Below are 16,576 nucleotides of genomic sequence, written 5' to 3'. Positions count from 1 at the left end.
GCCCGCTCTCACATTCAGATCTGCATCAGTTCTCGCCACCGAGTTAAACCAATACGGTAAACTCCGCGCACTGCTGTCTGGAGCTACTTATGCGCGAAGCGTTGAATCAAGGCCTGATCGACTTCCTCAAGGCCTCCCCTACTCCTTTTCATGCCACTGCCGCCCTGGCCCAGCGCCTGGAAGCGGCCGGTTTCCAGCGTCTCGACGAGCGCGAGACCTGGACCACCGAAGCTAACGGGCGCTATTACGTGACCCGCAACGATTCCTCGATCATTGCCTTCAAGCTTGGCCGCCATTCGCCGCTACAGGGCGGTATTCGCCTGGTCGGCGCCCACACCGACAGCCCGTGCCTGCGCGTCAAGCCACAGCCGGAGCTGCAACGCCAGGGTTTCTGGCAGTTGGGTGTGGAAGTCTATGGTGGTGCACTGCTGGCGCCGTGGTTCGACCGTGATCTGTCCCTGGCTGGCCGCGTGACCTTCCGCCGCGACGGCAAGGTCGAAAGCCAGTTGATCGATTTCAAGCTGCCCATCGCCATCATCCCCAACCTGGCCATTCACCTGAACCGTGAAGCCAACCAAGGTTGGGCGATCAATGCCCAGACCGAGCTGCCGCCGGTCCTCGCGCAATTTGCCGGTGACGAGCGCGTGGACTTCCGTGCCGTGCTCACTGAGCAACTGGCACGGGAACACGGGCTGAACGCCGACGTAGTGCTGGATTACGAGTTGAGCTTCTACGACACCCAAAGTGCCGCCGTGATTGGCCTGAACGGTGACTTCATCGCCGGCGCGCGCCTCGACAACCTGCTGTCGTGCTACGCCGGCCTGCAAGCCTTGCTCACCAGCGAGACCGATGAAACCTGCGTGCTGGTGTGCAACGACCACGAAGAAGTCGGCTCCTGCTCGGCCTGCGGCGCGGATGGCCCGATGCTGGAACAGACCCTGCGTCGCCTGCTGCCAGAAGGTGATGAATTCGTACGCACCATTCAGAAATCTCTGTTGGTGTCTGCGGACAACGCCCACGGCGTGCACCCAAACTACGCCGAGAAGCACGACGCCAATCACGGCCCCAAGCTCAACGCGGGCCCAGTGATCAAGGTCAACAGCAACCAGCGCTACGCCACCAACAGCGAAACCGCGGGGTTCTTCCGTCACCTGTGCATGGCACAGGAAGTGCCGGTGCAGAGCTTTGTGGTGCGCAGCGACATGGGTTGCGGCTCCACCATCGGCCCGATCACCGCCAGCCACCTGGGCGTGCGCACCGTGGACATCGGCCTGCCGACGTTTGCCATGCATTCAATTCGTGAGCTGTGCGGCAGCCATGACCTGGCGCATTTGGTGAAGGTATTGGGTGCGTTTTACGCGAGTCGTGATTTGCCCTGATACCGAGGCGTGCCCATCGCAGGCAAGCCAGCCCACACTTGAAGGTATTCGCAAATCAAGTGTGGGAACTGGCTTACCTACGATGGCGACTTCAAACACTCCCAACGCTATCTGACACGCATCAACCCAACTTCCCATAATCCGACCTAGACTTGTCAGTGTTTCCACTCCGACAAGGCCGTCGCACCATGATCTCCATGTCCTCTTTCCACGCCATGCTTATCCCGATTCTGATCGGCATGATGATGCTGGCCGTGGGCTTCAATTTTCGCGAAAAACCCCTCGGCGTGTTTGGTATGTGGGTCGGCATGCTGCTGATCCTGGGCACCGTGGTGTACAAGATCCTCGCCAAACTGGCCGAATGACAAATGCACTCGCATCTGGCATAGCGGCCTCGTACACTCGGGTTTACTCGTCGTTTTCAAGGTTGACCGCTCGTGCTTTCCCGTCTGTTTGCCCTGCCCTGCTTTTGCCTGATCGCCCTGCTCACGCTGCTGCCGCTCACACCTGCCCACGCCGTGGGCTTGCCCGGCCTGCTGGGCAGCACCAACAAAGCCCAACCCCAGGCCGAAGTCCCCCTGGGCCAGTCGTTGGACGAGGTGATCAAAACACTCGAAAACGACCAGCAGCGCACCCAACTGCTCAGCGACCTGAAGAAGCTGCGCGCCGCTACGCAAAAAGCCCAACCCGCAGCCGAGCAAGGCGTGCTGGGTTTGATCGGCGGCACCCTGACAAACCTGGAAACACAGTTCTACGGCGCCGACAGCCCACTGGGGCGTTGGTCCAACGAAGTCGACCAGGCCAAGGATGAACTCGGTGCGCTGATCATGCCGGCCAATGAATGGCTGCCGATCATTTTCGGGTTCGCCGTGATCCTGGCCGTGTGGAGCCTGCTCGCCGCTGCGCTGATCTGGCTCAGCCACCGCGTACGCGAGCGCTTCGGCCTGCCCGAAGAGCTGCCGCAACACCCGCGTACCTGGGACATGGTGCGATTCGCCCTACGCAAATTGGGGCCATGGCTGATCGCCTTGATCATCACGGTTTACCTGAGCTACGCACTGCCTTCGTCACTGGGTAAATCCTTGGCGATGGTGCTGGCCTATGCGCTGGTGGTAGGCACCTGTTTCTCGGCGATCTGCGTGATTGCCTTCTCTGTACTGGACGGCCCGCACCGTCACCGCGCGCTGTATATCCTGCGCCACCAGGCTTTCCGACCGCTGTGGTTAATCGGCAGTTTCGCCGCCTTTGGCGAAGCCTTGAATGACCCCAGGCTGGTCACAGCGCTCGGCCAGCACCTGGCACACACGGCGGCGACCATCGCCAACGTGATGGCGGCACTGTCCACGGGTGTCTTTATCCTGCGTTTCCGCCGGCCGATCGCGCACTTGATCCGTAACCAACCCCTCTCGCGCCGGCTGACCCGCCGCGCGCTCAGCGACACCATCGAGATCGTCGGCACCTTCTGGTACATCCCGGCCTTGCTGCTGGTGGGGATCTCGCTGTTCGCCACCTTCGTCTCTGCCGGCGATACCAGCACGGCATTGCGCCAGTCGCTGCTGTGCACCGTTTTGTTGGTGTTGTGCATGGTGATCAATGGCCTTGTTCGCCGCCATGCGCTTAAGCCGCAACGCGGGCACAAACGCCATGCGTTGTACTCCGAGCGGCTGAAGAGCTTCGTCTATACCCTGGCCCACCTGGTGGTCTGGCTGGTGTTTATCGAACTGGGCCTGCGGGTCTGGGGCCTGTCGCTGATTCGCTTTACCGAAGGCGACGGGCATGAAATCAGCGTCAAGCTGTTCGGCCTCAGCGGCACGCTGCTGTTTGCCTGGCTGATCTGGATCCTCAGCGACACCGCGATCCACCACGCGCTCACCCGCTCGCGCAAAGGCCTGGCCAATGCCCGCGCGCAGACGATGATGCCGTTGATCCGCAACGTGCTGTTTGTGACCATCTTTATCATCGCTGCCATTGTTGCCCTGGCGAACATGGGCATGAACGTCACGCCGTTGCTGGCCGGTGCCGGTGTGATCGGCCTGGCCATTGGCTTTGGTGCACAATCGCTGGTGGCAGACTTGATCACCGGCCTGTTCATCATCATCGAAGACTCCCTGGCCATCGATGACTATGTAGATGTCGGTGGCCACCTCGGTACGGTGGAAGGCCTGACCATCCGCACCGTGCGCCTGCGCGATATCGACGGCATTGTGCACACCATCCCGTTCAGCGAGATCAAGAGCATCAAGAACTACTCGCGGGAGTTCGGCTACGCGATCTTCCGCGTGGCGATCCCCTACAACATGGAAGTCGACGACGCGATCAAGCTGATGCGCGATGTCGGCCAGAAAATGCGCAACGACCCACTGCAGCGCCGCAACATCTGGTCGCCGCTGGAGATTCAGGGCGTGGAGAGCTTCGAGTCGGGCAGTGCGATTCTACGTGCGCGCTTCAAGACGGCGCCGATCAAGCAGTGGGAAGTGTCGCGGGCGTTCAACCTGTCGCTCAAGCGTCATCTGGATGAAGCCGGGCTGGACCTGGCGACGCCGCGCTTGAGTGTGCAGGTGGTCACCGCCGGCACTGTGAAGGAGAAAGCGCTACAACAATAAACTCAGGAGAGGTCCTTATGCGTTTAACCGGTCTGACACACCCGTGGGTCTTCGGCATGCTTTGCGGGGTCGCCAGCAGTGCGGTGATTGCCGCCAGCAGCGGCCAGGACAGGGCCCGGGAGGAAATCGCCGCGCAGGCAAAAATCCTTGAGCCGGCGCTGCTGGAAACCCGCCGCGACATTCACGCCCACCCTGAATTGGGCAATACCGAAACCCGCACGGCCGAGCTGGTCGCCAAGCAGCTGCGCGACCTCGGCCTCGAGGTGAAAACCGGCGTAGCACGCACCGGCGTTGTTGCCGTGCTCAAAGGTGCCCTGCCCGGCCCGACCGTCGCCCTGCGCGCCGACATGGACGCGCTGCCCGTCAAGGAGGTCGCCGACCTGCCCTTCGCCTCGAAAGCCAAGGGCACCTACCTGGGCAAGGAAGTCGACGTGATGCACGCCTGCGGCCACGACGCCCACGTCGCCATTCTGCTGAGCACTGCGAAGATCCTGACCGGCATGCGCGAGCGCCTTCCCGGCACTGTGGTGTTCTACTTCCAACCGGCCGAGGAAGGCCCGAGTGATTTCATCCCCGACGGCAAAAACACCTGGGGCGCCAAAATGATGGTGCAGGAAGGCGTGATGAAGGCGCCCAAGCCGGACGCGGTGTTTGGCCTGCATGTGTGGGCAGGCGTGCCCGCCGGCCGGATTACGTACCGCCCGGGACCGACCCTGGCAAGCTCCGATGACTTGCGCATCAAAATCCTCGGCAAGCAAACCCACGCGGGTCGCCCTTGGGATGGCATCGACCCGATTACCGTGGGTGCGCAGACCATTGTCGGCCTGCAAACCGTGGTCAGCCGCCGCACCGACATCTCGTCGTTTCCGTCGGTGGTGAGCATTGGCACAATCAATGGCGGCACGCGCTATAACATCATTCCTGAGTCGGTAGACATGACCGGGACCATTCGCTCCTACGACTACGGCATCCGTCAGAAGCTGCACGCGGACGTGCGCCAGACCGTGGAAAAAATCGCCGAAAGCGGCGGTGCCAAGGCCGAGGTCACCATCATCGAGAAGTACGACCCCACCCTCAACAACCCGGCACTGACCGAGAAAATGCTGCCAAGCCTGCGCTGGGCGGCCCAGGATGACGTGGTGCTGGGGCCTTTGGTGGGCGGCGCGGAAGACTTCTCGTTTTATGCCAAGGAGGCGCCGGGGCTGTTTGTGTTCCTGGGGGTGACGCCGCGGGATCAGGACATGAGCAAGGCTGCGCCGAACCACAATCCGGGGTTCTTTGTGGATGAGTCGGCGTTGGTGGTGGGGGTGAGGACGTTGGCGTCGTTGGCGACGGATTACTTGTACGCCAACCAGGCACTCTAGGGCTTTTTTGTGGGGCCGGGCGTGCTCGCGAATGCGCTGGAACAGTCACACTATAGTTGACTGACACTGCGCATTCGCGAGCACGCCCGCTCCCACATTGGGTCACGGTGTATCAGTTGGTCAGCGTGGCACCCTCCATTTTCTGACGCAGGCTCAGCGGGCGCATGTCGGTCCAGACTTCTTCGATGTAGGCCAGGCACTCTTTCTTCATGCCGCTCTTACCTACCGTCCGCCAGCCTTCCGGCACGGCTTTGTAGTCGGGCCAGATGGAGTACTGTTCTTCATGGTTGACCACTACCTGAAACAGGATGTCGTCGCGGTCAAATACTGAGGTCATTGCTGTTCTCCATCGCTAAAAGGCTGGCTGCGCACTGCGCGCAGCACTGATATCTATAGAAACGTATCAAGTTGCAAAAAAATTAGAGGCTGGCGACCGCCGCCGCCAACGCGCGACCGAAGATATCCGCCACCCGATCAACTTCCGCGGCAGTGATCACCAGCGGCGGCAGGAAACGCACGACGCTGCCGTGTCGACCGCCCAGTTCCAGGATCAGCCCGCGCTTGAGGCATTCGCGCTGCACCAGCGGCGCCAGTTGGCGATGCACGGGTGGATGGCCTTGGATATCCAGTGCGCCATTCGGCTCAACCAGTTCCACGCCGAGCATCAGCCCGCGACCGCGAATATCCCCCAGGTGCGGGAAGTCGCGCTGCAGGATGCGCAGGTGTTCGCCCAAGCGCTCGCCCATAGCCGCTGCGTGGCTGGCCACGTCGTGGTCCTTGAGGTAGCGCATCACCGCCGATCCCGCCGCCATCGCCAGCTGATTGCCCCGGAACGTACCGGCATGCGCGCCCGGCAGCCAGGTGTCGAGCCAGTCGCGATAGACCACCACCGCCAGCGGCAGGCTGCCGCCGATGGCCTTGGACATCACCACCACATCCGGGATGATGCCGGCGTGCTCGAAGGCGAACATCTTGCCGGTGCGACCGAAACCGCTCTGGATTTCATCCACGATCAACGCCACACCCGCTTGCTCGGTGATGCGACGCAGGCCGCGCAGCCAGTCCAGATCAGCCGGAATCACCCCGCCCTCGCCTTGCACCACCTCGACAATCACCGCCGCTGGCAGCAACACACCAGCCTCTGGGTCATTCAGCAGGTTTTCCAGGTAATGCAGGTTGACCCGCACGCCTTCCGCGCCACCCAGGCCGAACGGGCAACGGTAGTCGTAGGGGTACGGTAGAAATTGCACGCCGTTGCCCAGCAAGGCGCCCAAAGGTTTCTTCGGCCCCAGGCTGCCCATCAGGCTCAAGGCGCCCTGGCTCATGCCGTGGTAACCGCCCTGGAAGGACAACACAGTGCTGCGACCGGTGGCGGTGCGCACCAGTTTCAACGCGGCTTCCACGGCATCGGTGCCGGTAGGGCCACAGAACTGGATCTTCGCTTCCCGCGCCAGCGCTGGCGGCAACAGGCCGAACAAGTCCTGCACGAACTGGTCTTTGACCGGCGTCGTCAGGTCCAGCGTGTGCAGCGGCAGCTCATCGGCCAGCACTCGCTGGATAGCTTCGATCACCACCGGGTGGTTGTGCCCCAGCGCCAGGGTGCCGGCGCCCGCCAGGCAATCGATGAAACTGCGGCCTTCCACGTCTTCCACGTAAATGCCCTTGGCGCGTTTGAGCGCCAGGGGAATGCGCCGTGGGTAGCTGCGGGCGTTGGACTCCTGCTGACGCTGGCGGGCGAGCAGCGGGGTTTCGTCGAACTGGTAGAGCGTTTCATGTACCTGGGTGTCTTCGATACGGCTGGTAGCGACTGACATTTCTCGATCCCTCAATACGCTGATGGTGGTGACCAAACTGCCGATCCGCTGGCGTCTGGCCCCGAGGGAGCGTGCGAACGGATTTACTGTTCTGGAAACGCACCAGCGCCGACGGGATTTAGGGCCGGCGATCGTTAACTGATGTATGAAAAACCAAATATGGGAGCGCGCTCGGAATCAGAGCCCGCGGTATTTTTCATTCAGCGCATACAAAATCGCGCAGGTCTCGCCATCCAGAAACCCACAACAATCCCGCGCCCTGAAGTGCATCTGAAATGCCCGCGTCCGCTGTTGAAACCCCTGCCGGTTTTTCGCAGGTGCGTACCCGAATCGCTGAAATGCCCGCTCCACCTCGGCTTCCCGTGGCAATCCGGCACAAAAGCGGCGCTGATACATCGCCCGCGTCGCTTCATCAAACCAGGCCCCCAGCCCCGCTTCATGCAGGCGCTGCCACGGCAGCCGGGGCCCTGGGTCACTCTTGCGCGCGTACGCCACGTCCGAATGCCCGAGGATGTCCGTGGGCCCAACCTGTGGGTAACGCCCGAGAATGTCGCGCACTAACGCAATCAACATCTCAATTTGTTCCTCACCGTACTCAGGGAACGTGAACACGCCGCCGTCATCGCGCGCTAGGTTGACGATCTCGATGCCAATCGAGCGGCTATTGAGGTTGTCGCGCCCTGCCCAATGGCTGGCCCCGGCATGCCAGGCGCGCTTGTCTTCCTCCACCAAGCGCAAGACACGCAACTCTTCATAGCCAGCCGCGCGGTAGCTGGGATCGTTTGGGTCGGGCAGCAGATAGTGCGCACTCACCCCATCCTGGGTGAGGGTGCGCAGGGAGGAGCCAAAAGGCGCCGCGGTGTAATGCAGGATGACCTGCCCCACAGGCTCGCCGTTGCGTTCGTTAAAGCCCGTAGCAGGAAAACTGGTATCGATGACCAACATAAGAACCGTCCTTTTCAATAAAGGCTGAGTCGTTCAGCCCGTTCAAGCGCAAAAAAATTACCGCCATCCTGAAGACTTGAGCGTCAGGAGGGCGGTAACTATTTGGCACGTGAAAGAAAAGTGGTCAGCGCCGCAGCGGCATGCCCAGGTCGACGCGCAGGCCATCCGGTTGGCTGTCGAATTTCAAGGAACAGGAACACCGCTGCACAATGGCTTGCACGATCGCCAGCCCCAAGCCGCAGCCTTCGCTGCTGCCATTGCGCCAGAAGCGTTGGGTCAGGTATTGCAGGTCATCGGCGCAAATCTGCGTGCCGTGGTCACGCACGCGGAACACCACGTTGTCGTTGTCGTTGTCGGTGTCGGTGTCGGTGAATACACTGAGTTCCACCCGCGTATCCGCCGGCGTGTGACGCAAGGCGTTGTCCAGCAGATTGCGCAGGGCTGCGACTGCCAGGCCCACGGGCATTTCCACCGGGGTGGCGCAAAGGTTGTCCGGCAGGATCAGGTCAATGCGCGAATTGTCGCCGGCATTCGCATCCTGGATCGCCAGGCGTGCCACTTCTTCGGCGCTGGACTGCAGCCCATCGTCGAATGACAGGCTGCCTTCCACGCGCGCCAGCAACAGCAACTGCTCCAGGGTGCGATGCAAACGGTCGGCGCCCGCCTCGGCATGGGCCAGGGACTGATCGCGGGCCGCGCCGTCGGTCATGCGCGCCACTTGCAGGTGGGTCTTGATCGCCGTCAATGGGCTGCGCAGTTCGTGGGCGGCGTCACCAGTGAGGCGGCGTTCGCGCTCGATGGTCTTGGCGATACGCTGCAACAGTTGATTCTGCGTGTCGAGCAGCGGTTTGAGTTCGCTGGGCAATGGGTGGATCCGCAGCGGCTCGAGAGAGTCGGCGCTGCGCCGCATCAAGGCGTCACGCATGCGGTTGAGCGGCAGCAGGCTCTGGCCGATGCCCAGCCACAACAAGCACAGGCAGCCGAGCATCGCCACACCCACCGGCACCGAAGCGGCCAGCAGGATCGACAGGTTCAGCGCCTCACGTTCCACTTGGCGGTCGGCGGTGGTGATCAACAGGTCGCCACGGGACAGGGTAAAACTGCGCCAGTTGACGCCCTCGATCAGTTGGTCACGAAAACCACTCTGGCGCGATTCCAGCCCTTCATCCGGCGTGGCGTGGCTACGCGCCAGTACTTCACCGCGCAAGGAGCTGACCTGGCACGCCATGCCCCCCGGAACATTCAGTTGCGCCCCATGGAAATGCGCGTCGCCACCCACACTGGCGAGGCCCGGCATCTGCTCGGTCAGCCCCGCCACCATGCGCGCCGACGCCACCAGGCGTTGGTCGAGGGAGAACATCATCTGGTTGCGCAGATCACTGAGCATCCAGGCCGCCGCCAGGGCCCAGATCAGCACAAAAGCGGCGCCCAGCTTGAACGTCAGTCGCAGGCGCAGGCTTTTCACGACGCGTCCTCGCCCCCGTCAGCCGAGCCCAGGCGATAGCCGAGGCCGCGCACGGTCTCGACAATGCCATTGCCCAATTTTCGCCGCAGGTGGTGGATGTGCACGTTGAGCGCGTTGCTTTCCAGCTCATCGCTGAAGCCGTAGACGCTGTCCTTGAGTTGCTCGCTGGAAAGCACACGGCCTTTGTTATGCAGCAGGGCTTGCAGCAGCGCCTGTTCACGGCGTGACAGGTCCACTGGCTGGCCGCCCAGGAAAGTTTCGCGGCTGCTCGGATCGTAGGCCAGGCGACCGTGCTCAATCAGGTTGACGCTGCGCCCCGCCATCCGCCGCAGCAGAGTCTGCAGGCGCGCGGCAAGTTCGCGCAGGTCGAAGGGCTTGAGCAGGTAGTCGTCGGCGCCGGCTTGGAGGCCGTCGACGCGGTTGGTCACCGAGTCCCGTGCGGTCAGGATCAGTACCGGGATTTCCAGGCCCTGGCTGCGTAGTTGTTGCAGCAGCTTGAGGCCATCTTCGTCCGGCAGGCCGAGGTCGAGCACCATGATGTCGAATGTCGCTGCCTTGAGCATGGCGCGCGCCGCGCCAGCCGAGGCCACGCGCTCGACGGTAAAACCCTGGGCGGTCAGGCCGGCCACGATGCCGCTGGCGATCAGTTCGTCGTCTTCACAGACCAGTACGTGCATGGTGAACCCTTCATGAAAGATGGGGGGATTAGAAGTCCAGCGGATTAAGCGCAGATTATGCCGCTAAATGATCCACACTCCCTCTAGAATAGCCCCGGTTAATCATCGGTTAATCAACGCCACACATTGTGTGCCTACTTGCATCGAACTAAGGCTTGACCATGCGGCATCTGTTTACCTTTCTGCTGGTGTTGTTCGCAGGGTTTGCCCAGGCCGCGCCAGGCAACCCGTTTGAGACCAAACCCGATTTCCTTCCGGTGGGCAAAGCCTTCACCTTTACCTCCGAACGTCTTGAAAGTGGCGAGACCCAGCTGTATTGGCAGATTGCCGACGGTTATTACCTGTACAAGCAGCGCATGAAGTTCGATGGCCTGACTGAAAAGCCCGCGCTGCCGCAAGGCGAGGCCCATAGCGATGAATTCTTCGGTGACCAAGAGGTGTATCGCCAAGGCCTTGAAGTGAAGATCCCGGCCGGCGCAACCGGCCAGATCAAGCTCGGCTGGCAGGGCTGTGCCGATGCGGGCCTGTGCTATCCGCCGCAGTCGATCACCGTGGACCTTGGCGGCAACCCGGCCGTCGCAGCGACTGCTGAAGCTCAGGACCAAAGCCTGGCCAGTGGTCTGCAACAACGCAGCCTGGGTTGGAGCCTGTTGCTGTTCTTCGGCCTAGGCCTGTTGCTGGCATTTGCCCCCTGTTCGCTGCCGATGCTACCGATCCTCGCCGGTCTGGTCGTCGGCAGTGGCGCCAGCCCGCGTCGCGGTTTTGCCTTGGCCAGCAGCTATGTGGTGTGCATGGCGCTGGTGTATGCCGCACTGGGCGTACTGGCCGCGCTGCTCGGCAGCAATCTAGCCGCGCTGCTGCAAACCCCGTGGATCCTCGGCAGCTTCGCCGCCTTGTTCGTCATCCTTGCCCTGCCGATGTTCGGCTTCTTTGAACTGCAACTGCCCGCCTTCCTGCGCGACCGCCTGGACAACGTCAGCCGCCAGCAAAGCGGTGGCAGCCTGGTCGGCGCCGGGGTGCTCGGCGCACTGTCCGGCCTGCTGGTGGGCCCATGCATGACCGCGCCACTGGCTGGCGCCCTGCTCTACATCGCCCAGAGCGGCAATGCGTTGCACGGCGGCCTGATCCTGTTCGCCATGGGCATCGGCATCGGCATCCCACTGTTGTTGCTGGTCACCGTGGGTAATCGCTTCCTGCCCAAGCCGGGCACCTGGATGAACGTGCTCAAGGGGGTCTTCGGGTTCCTGTTCCTCGGCACCGCCGTGCTGATGCTGCGCCCAGTGGTTGGCGAAAGCCTGTGGATCGGCCTGTGGGGCGCACTCGCGCTGGTGATGGCTTACTGCGGCTGGACGCTGGCCCGCGAATACGGCCTCGCGGCCAAGGTGTTTGGTGCCGGTTCCCTGGTGCTGGGCCTGTGGGGCGCCGTGCTGATCGTCGGTGCAGCTGGCGGCAGCGATGACCTGTGGCAACCGCTGAAAGTCTACGGCGGCTCGCAGACCGTCGCTGCACCGACCGCCCACGACGCGTTCATGACCATCAAAGAACCCGCCGTGCTGCAAAGCCAACTCGACAGCGCCAAGGCACAGGGCCAATGGGTGCTGGTGGACTACTACGCCGACTGGTGCGTGTCGTGCAAAATCATGGAAAAACAGGTCTTCGGCAAACCCGACGTCATGGACGCCCTGAAAGACGTGCGCCTATTGCGCCTCGACGTTACCGCCGACAACGCCGCCAGCCGCGCGCTGCTCGGCCGCTACAAAATACCTGGCCCACCGAGCTTCGTGTGGATCGGTCCGGACGGTGAAGAACGCCGCGCGCAACGCATCACCGGCGAAGTCGATGCCGCCACCTTCCTGCAACGCTGGACGCACACCCGGGACGCCCTTTGATGCTGACCCTGACCATCGGCACCTTCGCCATCGCCCTGAATCACTTGCTGCTGATCAGCGCGCTGATTCTCGCCACCCTGGTGGGCTGGCGCGTGGCCAAGCGTGGCGGTGAAAACCCGGAATCGGTGCTGTTCAGCCTGTTCCTGCTGGCGATGCTGGTAGCTCGCGTCACCTTTGTACTGATGTACTGGAGTGATTACCGCCACGACCCGTTGCAGATGGTCGACCTGCGCGACGGCGGTTTCCTCGCCTGGCCCGGCGTGATCGCTCTGGTACTCGGCGCCCTGGCCTACGGCTGGCGGCGCCCGGCCCTGCGCAAGCCATTGAGTGCTGGCGTGATCACCGGCCTGGTGTTCTGGGGCGTGACCAGTTTATCCCTGAGCCTCTACGACAAAGGCTCGCAACTCCCGGACATCACCCTGCGCAATGCCAACGGCGACGTGGTGCAACTGGCCGACTACAAGGGTGGCCCGCTGGTGATCAACCTGTGGGCCACCTGGTGCCCGCCATGCCGTCGCGAAATGCCGGTATTGGAACGCGCCCAACACCACCGTCCCGACGTGACCTTCCTGTTCGTCAACCAGGCCGAAAGCATGCAAAGCGTCAGCACCTACCTCGCGACACAGGGCCTGACCCTCGACAACGTGCTGTTCGACGCCAGCGGCCGCCTCGGCCAGGCCGTGGGCTCGATGGCCTTGCCCACCACCTTGTTCTACCAAGCCGACGGACGCCTGATCAACAGCCACTTGGGTGAACTGTCCCAAGCCAGCCTGGCCCGCGCCATGGAACCCTTCGACTTCGCTCCCGCTGCCACAAGGAAACCAACATGCCACGCCTCCGCCACCTGCTGACCCTGCTGCCGCTGACGCTCGCCGCCGCCCTGGCACAGGCCGAAGACTGGCCGGCGCCGATCAAACAGATCGAGGCCAAGGGCGCCAAGATCCTCGGCAAATTCGACGCCCCCAGCGGCCTCACCGGCTACGCCGCGCAGTACCAGAACCGTGGCATGGCGTTGTACCTGACCGCTGACGGCAAAAGTGTGATAGCCGGCAACCTGTACGACGCCCAAGGCAACGACCTGAGCACCGCGCCCCTGGAAAAACTGGTGTACGCACCGATGGCCAAGGAAGTCTGGGCCAAGATGGAAAAAAGCAGTTGGATCCAGGACGGCGACGTCAGCGCGCCACGCACGGTCTACCTGTTCAGCGACCCCAACTGCCCGTACTGCAACATGTTCTGGGAACAGGCACGCCCATGGGTAAAAGCCGGCAAAGTGCAGTTGCGCCACATCATGGTCGGCATTATCCGCGAAGACAGCCCAGGCAAATCCGCCGCGCTGTTCGCCGCCAAAGACCCGCAAAAAGCCTTGGAAGAACATGAAGGCGCCGGCAAAGGCAGCAAGTTACAGGCACTGGACAAGATCCCCGCCAATATCGAGGCCAAGCTTGATGCCAATATGAAGTTGATGGAGGAGCTCGAGTTATCGGCGACGCCAGCGATTTTCTATCTGGATGACAAGGGGGGGTTGCAGCAGCAGCAAGGGGCGCCTTCGCCGGAGAAGTTGGGGAAAATTATGGGGCCTAAGTAGTTCACTAAATACGGACCTGATAAGGCCTCCAAGAATCGGAGGCCTTATGTTTGTCTAGCTTGACAAACCTTATCAAACCTCCCGAACGGTTATTCCGGTTACATCAAAATCGTTACCCGGCCCCATCCCCATCTGGAGATTATCGAGGCTCAGACGCGCGCTTGTTGAGCTGGCGATGAACACACCTTTGAGCAGTTGCCAAGTAATGCCAGGCAACGTTCGTGGCGTAACTTCCACACCTTGGGCTACCAGCACTAAATTTGGCTTATTCGGCACCCCACTGTTATCACGAACATACGCCGAGAACTCGTACTTATGCCCAATTTCCAGTGCTGTGAAGTCCTTGAACAACTTCACACGCTGGGTGTTAACGTTGCTTGTGTTGGTATAGCCCCAGTCAAACAAAAAGTATCCGGCCGATGATCCAGGAATAGGCCCTTTATTAAGCGCAAGGTCTCTCGAGTCCGTAGCCCCCGGCCCTTTTACCCAGCCATTCCAGCCGCGGTCGGCTGGATTGAAACTGGTGTGGTCATAGAACGCTACGCGCACGTTCAACACCCGCGAAGGACATACCACATTCGCAGTCGAGCTACCGTCGGTTGCTACGCTGAAAGTAAAGCGCGAGTCGGCTTTATCTTTTGACCTATCCAAATCGGATCGCAGTACCGGAGCCGAAACACCCGCTGTCACCTCTGCCACGGTAATGGTTCGGGCCGCGTACACATTGAACGCGTAAGGATTGCCGTTTTTATCCGTCCCGGCTGCCTGCAGCCAGCACTTCTGCCCTGCCCGCAAGAACCACATCGGATCTTCGAGAGCACTGGCATTCCCAATAAATGTTCTCAGGTCCAGAACGGCATTCTGAGTCCTGGGCGGCGTCGCCTCCAGCACGTTTGGCGTTTCCAGTCGCACAGGCAAACTGATGTTTAAGTTCAAAGGCGGTGAGGTCTGCACCTTGCAGGCTGTGGTGACGATGGAAGTGATCTCCACTACTTTACCCATGCTCTCGATCACGGCTTCCGGTGGCAGAGGAAAGATGACCGGCCCCGAAACACTGCCGGATTGGGATGCCAACGGCCAGCAAGTACCATCAGGCTTTTTCCAGCAGACGCTGATGGTGTGCTTGGGGTTATTGCCGACATAATTTACTTCAACCTGTACGCCATTGCGCCCGTTGTAAGCGGTCAATTGGTCAAGCACCGCTTCCCTCACGGAGGGTTCGATCAGCACCAAGGGCTCCTGCTCGATTTTGAAGGTTTGAACAGGGAATGCGTGCGCGCTCGCCACATCACACTTATCACAAAAACTCGCCGCAAAGTGCAGGTCGAATTCGCTGCAATCCGCCAGATTTTGCAGCTCAGCCCTGAGGATGGGGGCATCAACGCCCTTAGCCTTCCAAGCGTCTGTAACAGGCGCATCCATCAAAATATCAAAACGCAAAGCAGTGCCGTCTTCACGCTTACCCGTAATCCACATCCAACAACATTTCGCACACTCGGCATAGGCCCAGACAGGCGTAAAACCAATCGCGTCCATTGGGAATGTATTGAGATCCACGACGTCGCCCGTTGCCTGTTCGACCTCAGCGTGAGGAAAGTGGGGCAGCGACACATTAATCACTCGCTCAGGTGATTGTTGTGATCCATTGCTGTTGGGGAATTGCACGGTGTAGGTCAGGGTCATCGCCTTGTTAAAAAAACAGGCAATGACACAGGGCGATAGCTCGATGGTTGCCAAGTCCCCGTCGTTTGCAATTGTCACGCATCCAAGTGGCTTACTCGCATAACCCAGCCCGCTCACATAAAAACAGATTTGGTCGTCTGCATAGGTGTCCAAGCCGGGAGTGTCCACGTTCCCTCCCTGCTTGGTGAGTTCCGGGTTAAGGCACCAGTCATCGTTGAAAAATGCGGACTGCCGCAGATGCGCAGGCTGAAGATCAAGGCCTTGATCCCCGATGAAAGCAGCCGTGCGGCGATGTTGGATTTGAAGGGCATTTCTCGGAAGACGCGTCTCTTCATCAGGATTAGTCACGTCAGCTGGAGGCTGGGCCGTTTCGCCACTCGTGATGTAGGCGCATTGCAGGGTCATTGACTCATAGAGCGGTATTTGTCGCGCCAGCCAAGTACGTCTAACAGCGTGAGTGAGTTCGCCCGAAGCTATATCCTCAGCTGTTAACGCATATCCATCAGCCACTGTATAGAAAACGGGCTTTCCACTGAATTGCTGAGTCACAAGGGTGCAGTAAAATCTATCATTTACTTGGGCAAGATAAGGAATCTCCGTCTTGACGATGCCGTCCCCTTTGAAATCGTGCATGTCAATGACAGGTGAGTTTTGATAGATTTTTTCGTGAAGAAAATAAGGTGCGTACTTTTTACTTTCGTTGGCTTGGTAAAACTCGATCAAGACTTCTTTGTTCAAAGAAGCGGCTACCTGCCCTTGCACTTTCCCGGTATACGAAATGACGAGCGTTTTCCCCATTGCCGCCGTCATGTAACGCAGTGGAATTTCAGTTTCGTCGGCGCCAGACTCACCGCCTGAATACACAATATCCTCGAACGCCAGCCCAGGTGTTTCCTTGGTGCGGAAGCTGGCGATAATGGGTTCATCCTTGTCCATTCGTGAATCAAATGTCAGGTATGAACCCACCATGCGAGAGGTCGCAACCGTTCCGTTCTGCTCACTGGAAACCAACGGACTGTCTACTTCAAGAGCTTTGGGTTTTGGCCGCTTGGGCGTTGGCGCTCTGATAACGTTAGAGGGTGCGTTCGACGCCGGGACTTTCTTAGCCATGGTAAGGACTCCTTGTTCCAGGGGCTGTTCCCTTGGCTCGATCTGAAGCCAAGGGTCTC

The 16,576-nt window shown here is 60.6% G+C and carries 13 protein-coding genes; 7 read left to right on the top strand and 6 right to left on the bottom strand.

Annotated elements, in window-relative coordinates; translation table 11 throughout:
• Window positions 1–89 precede the first annotated feature (89 nt).
• From AACY36_RS09950 to AACY36_RS09935, 4 genes are all read left to right on the top strand, one after another.
• A complete protein-coding gene (locus tag AACY36_RS09950; RefSeq protein WP_339416540.1) occupies window positions 90–1,379 on the top strand; it encodes a M18 family aminopeptidase in 1,290 nt (429 codons plus the stop codon).
• A 188-nt stretch (window positions 1,380–1,567) separates the two neighbouring features.
• On the top strand, window positions 1,568–1,744 hold the full coding sequence (locus AACY36_RS09945; protein WP_339438354.1) for a hypothetical protein: 177 nt from the start codon (window positions 1,568–1,570) through the stop codon (window positions 1,742–1,744).
• Window positions 1,745–1,816: 72 nt separating this feature from the next.
• Window positions 1,817–3,982, top strand: a complete 2,166-nt coding sequence (locus tag AACY36_RS09940) for a mechanosensitive ion channel family protein (protein ID WP_339497027.1) — start codon at window positions 1,817–1,819, stop codon at window positions 3,980–3,982.
• A 17-nt stretch (window positions 3,983–3,999) separates the two neighbouring features.
• Entirely contained in the window at window positions 4,000–5,346 is a 1,347-nt protein-coding gene (locus AACY36_RS09935; protein ID WP_339416543.1) for an amidohydrolase, read from the top strand.
• A 112-nt stretch (window positions 5,347–5,458) separates the two neighbouring features.
• Here AACY36_RS09935 and AACY36_RS09930 read toward each other — a convergent pair whose 3' ends face one another.
• The 5 genes from AACY36_RS09930 to AACY36_RS09910 all read right to left on the bottom strand — a co-directional run bounded on the left by AACY36_RS09930 (window position 5,459) and on the right by AACY36_RS09910 (window position 10,247).
• A complete protein-coding gene (locus AACY36_RS09930; RefSeq protein WP_339416545.1) occupies window positions 5,459–5,683 on the bottom strand; it encodes an MbtH family protein in 225 nt (74 codons plus the stop codon).
• An 82-nt stretch (window positions 5,684–5,765) separates the two neighbouring features.
• Window positions 5,766–7,160 carry an aspartate aminotransferase family protein gene (locus AACY36_RS09925; RefSeq protein ID WP_339497024.1) on the bottom strand — a complete coding sequence of 465 codons (1,395 nt, stop codon included), beginning with the start codon at window positions 7,158–7,160 and terminating at the stop codon, window positions 5,766–5,768.
• A 177-nt stretch (window positions 7,161–7,337) separates the two neighbouring features.
• Window positions 7,338–8,105 carry an N-acetylmuramoyl-L-alanine amidase gene (locus AACY36_RS09920; protein ID WP_339416549.1) on the bottom strand — a complete coding sequence of 256 codons (768 nt, stop codon included), beginning with the start codon at window positions 8,103–8,105 and terminating at the stop codon, window positions 7,338–7,340.
• Between the two features lie 124 nt (window positions 8,106–8,229).
• Window positions 8,230–9,570, bottom strand: coding sequence for an ATP-binding protein (locus AACY36_RS09915; protein ID WP_339497022.1), 1,341 nt, complete (start codon window positions 9,568–9,570; stop codon window positions 8,230–8,232).
• Window positions 9,567–10,247 (bottom strand): response regulator, encoded by a 681-nt coding sequence (locus tag AACY36_RS09910; RefSeq protein ID WP_339416552.1) that lies wholly within the window; start codon window positions 10,245–10,247, stop codon window positions 9,567–9,569. The genes AACY36_RS09915 and AACY36_RS09910 overlap by 4 nt, the downstream gene beginning before the upstream one ends.
• 161 nt (window positions 10,248–10,408) lie before the next feature.
• Between AACY36_RS09910 and dsbD the strand changes: the two genes are divergently transcribed.
• Genes dsbD through dsbG form a run of 3 tightly spaced genes read left to right on the top strand, consistent with a single transcriptional unit; the run spans window position 10,409 to window position 13,724 of the window.
• Window positions 10,409–12,136 carry a protein-disulfide reductase DsbD gene (dsbD, locus tag AACY36_RS09905; RefSeq protein ID WP_339416553.1) on the top strand — a complete coding sequence of 576 codons (1,728 nt, stop codon included), beginning with the start codon at window positions 10,409–10,411 and terminating at the stop codon, window positions 12,134–12,136.
• A complete protein-coding gene (locus AACY36_RS09900; RefSeq protein WP_339427420.1) occupies window positions 12,136–12,987 on the top strand; it encodes a TlpA disulfide reductase family protein in 852 nt (283 codons plus the stop codon). The genes dsbD and AACY36_RS09900 overlap by 1 nt, the downstream gene beginning before the upstream one ends.
• On the top strand, window positions 12,963–13,724 hold the full coding sequence (gene dsbG / locus AACY36_RS09895; protein WP_339497021.1) for a thiol:disulfide interchange protein DsbG: 762 nt from the start codon (window positions 12,963–12,965) through the stop codon (window positions 13,722–13,724). Before AACY36_RS09900 ends, dsbG begins: the two co-directional genes overlap by 25 nt.
• 72 nt (window positions 13,725–13,796) lie before the next feature.
• On the opposite strand, the gene AACY36_RS09890 is transcribed toward dsbG, so the two are convergent.
• Window positions 13,797–16,517: a hypothetical protein gene (locus AACY36_RS09890; RefSeq protein ID WP_339497018.1), complete on the bottom strand. Its 2,721-nt coding sequence runs from the start codon at window positions 16,515–16,517 to the stop codon at window positions 13,797–13,799.
• Window positions 16,518–16,576 lie beyond the last annotated feature (59 nt).

Origin of the sequence: Pseudomonas sp. EA_15y_Pfl1_P101 (assembly GCF_963970835.1) — a bacterium.
Classification (GTDB): Bacteria; Pseudomonadota; Gammaproteobacteria; order Pseudomonadales; family Pseudomonadaceae; genus Aquipseudomonas; species Aquipseudomonas tritici.
This window is presented reverse-complemented; position numbering and strand designations above follow the sequence as displayed.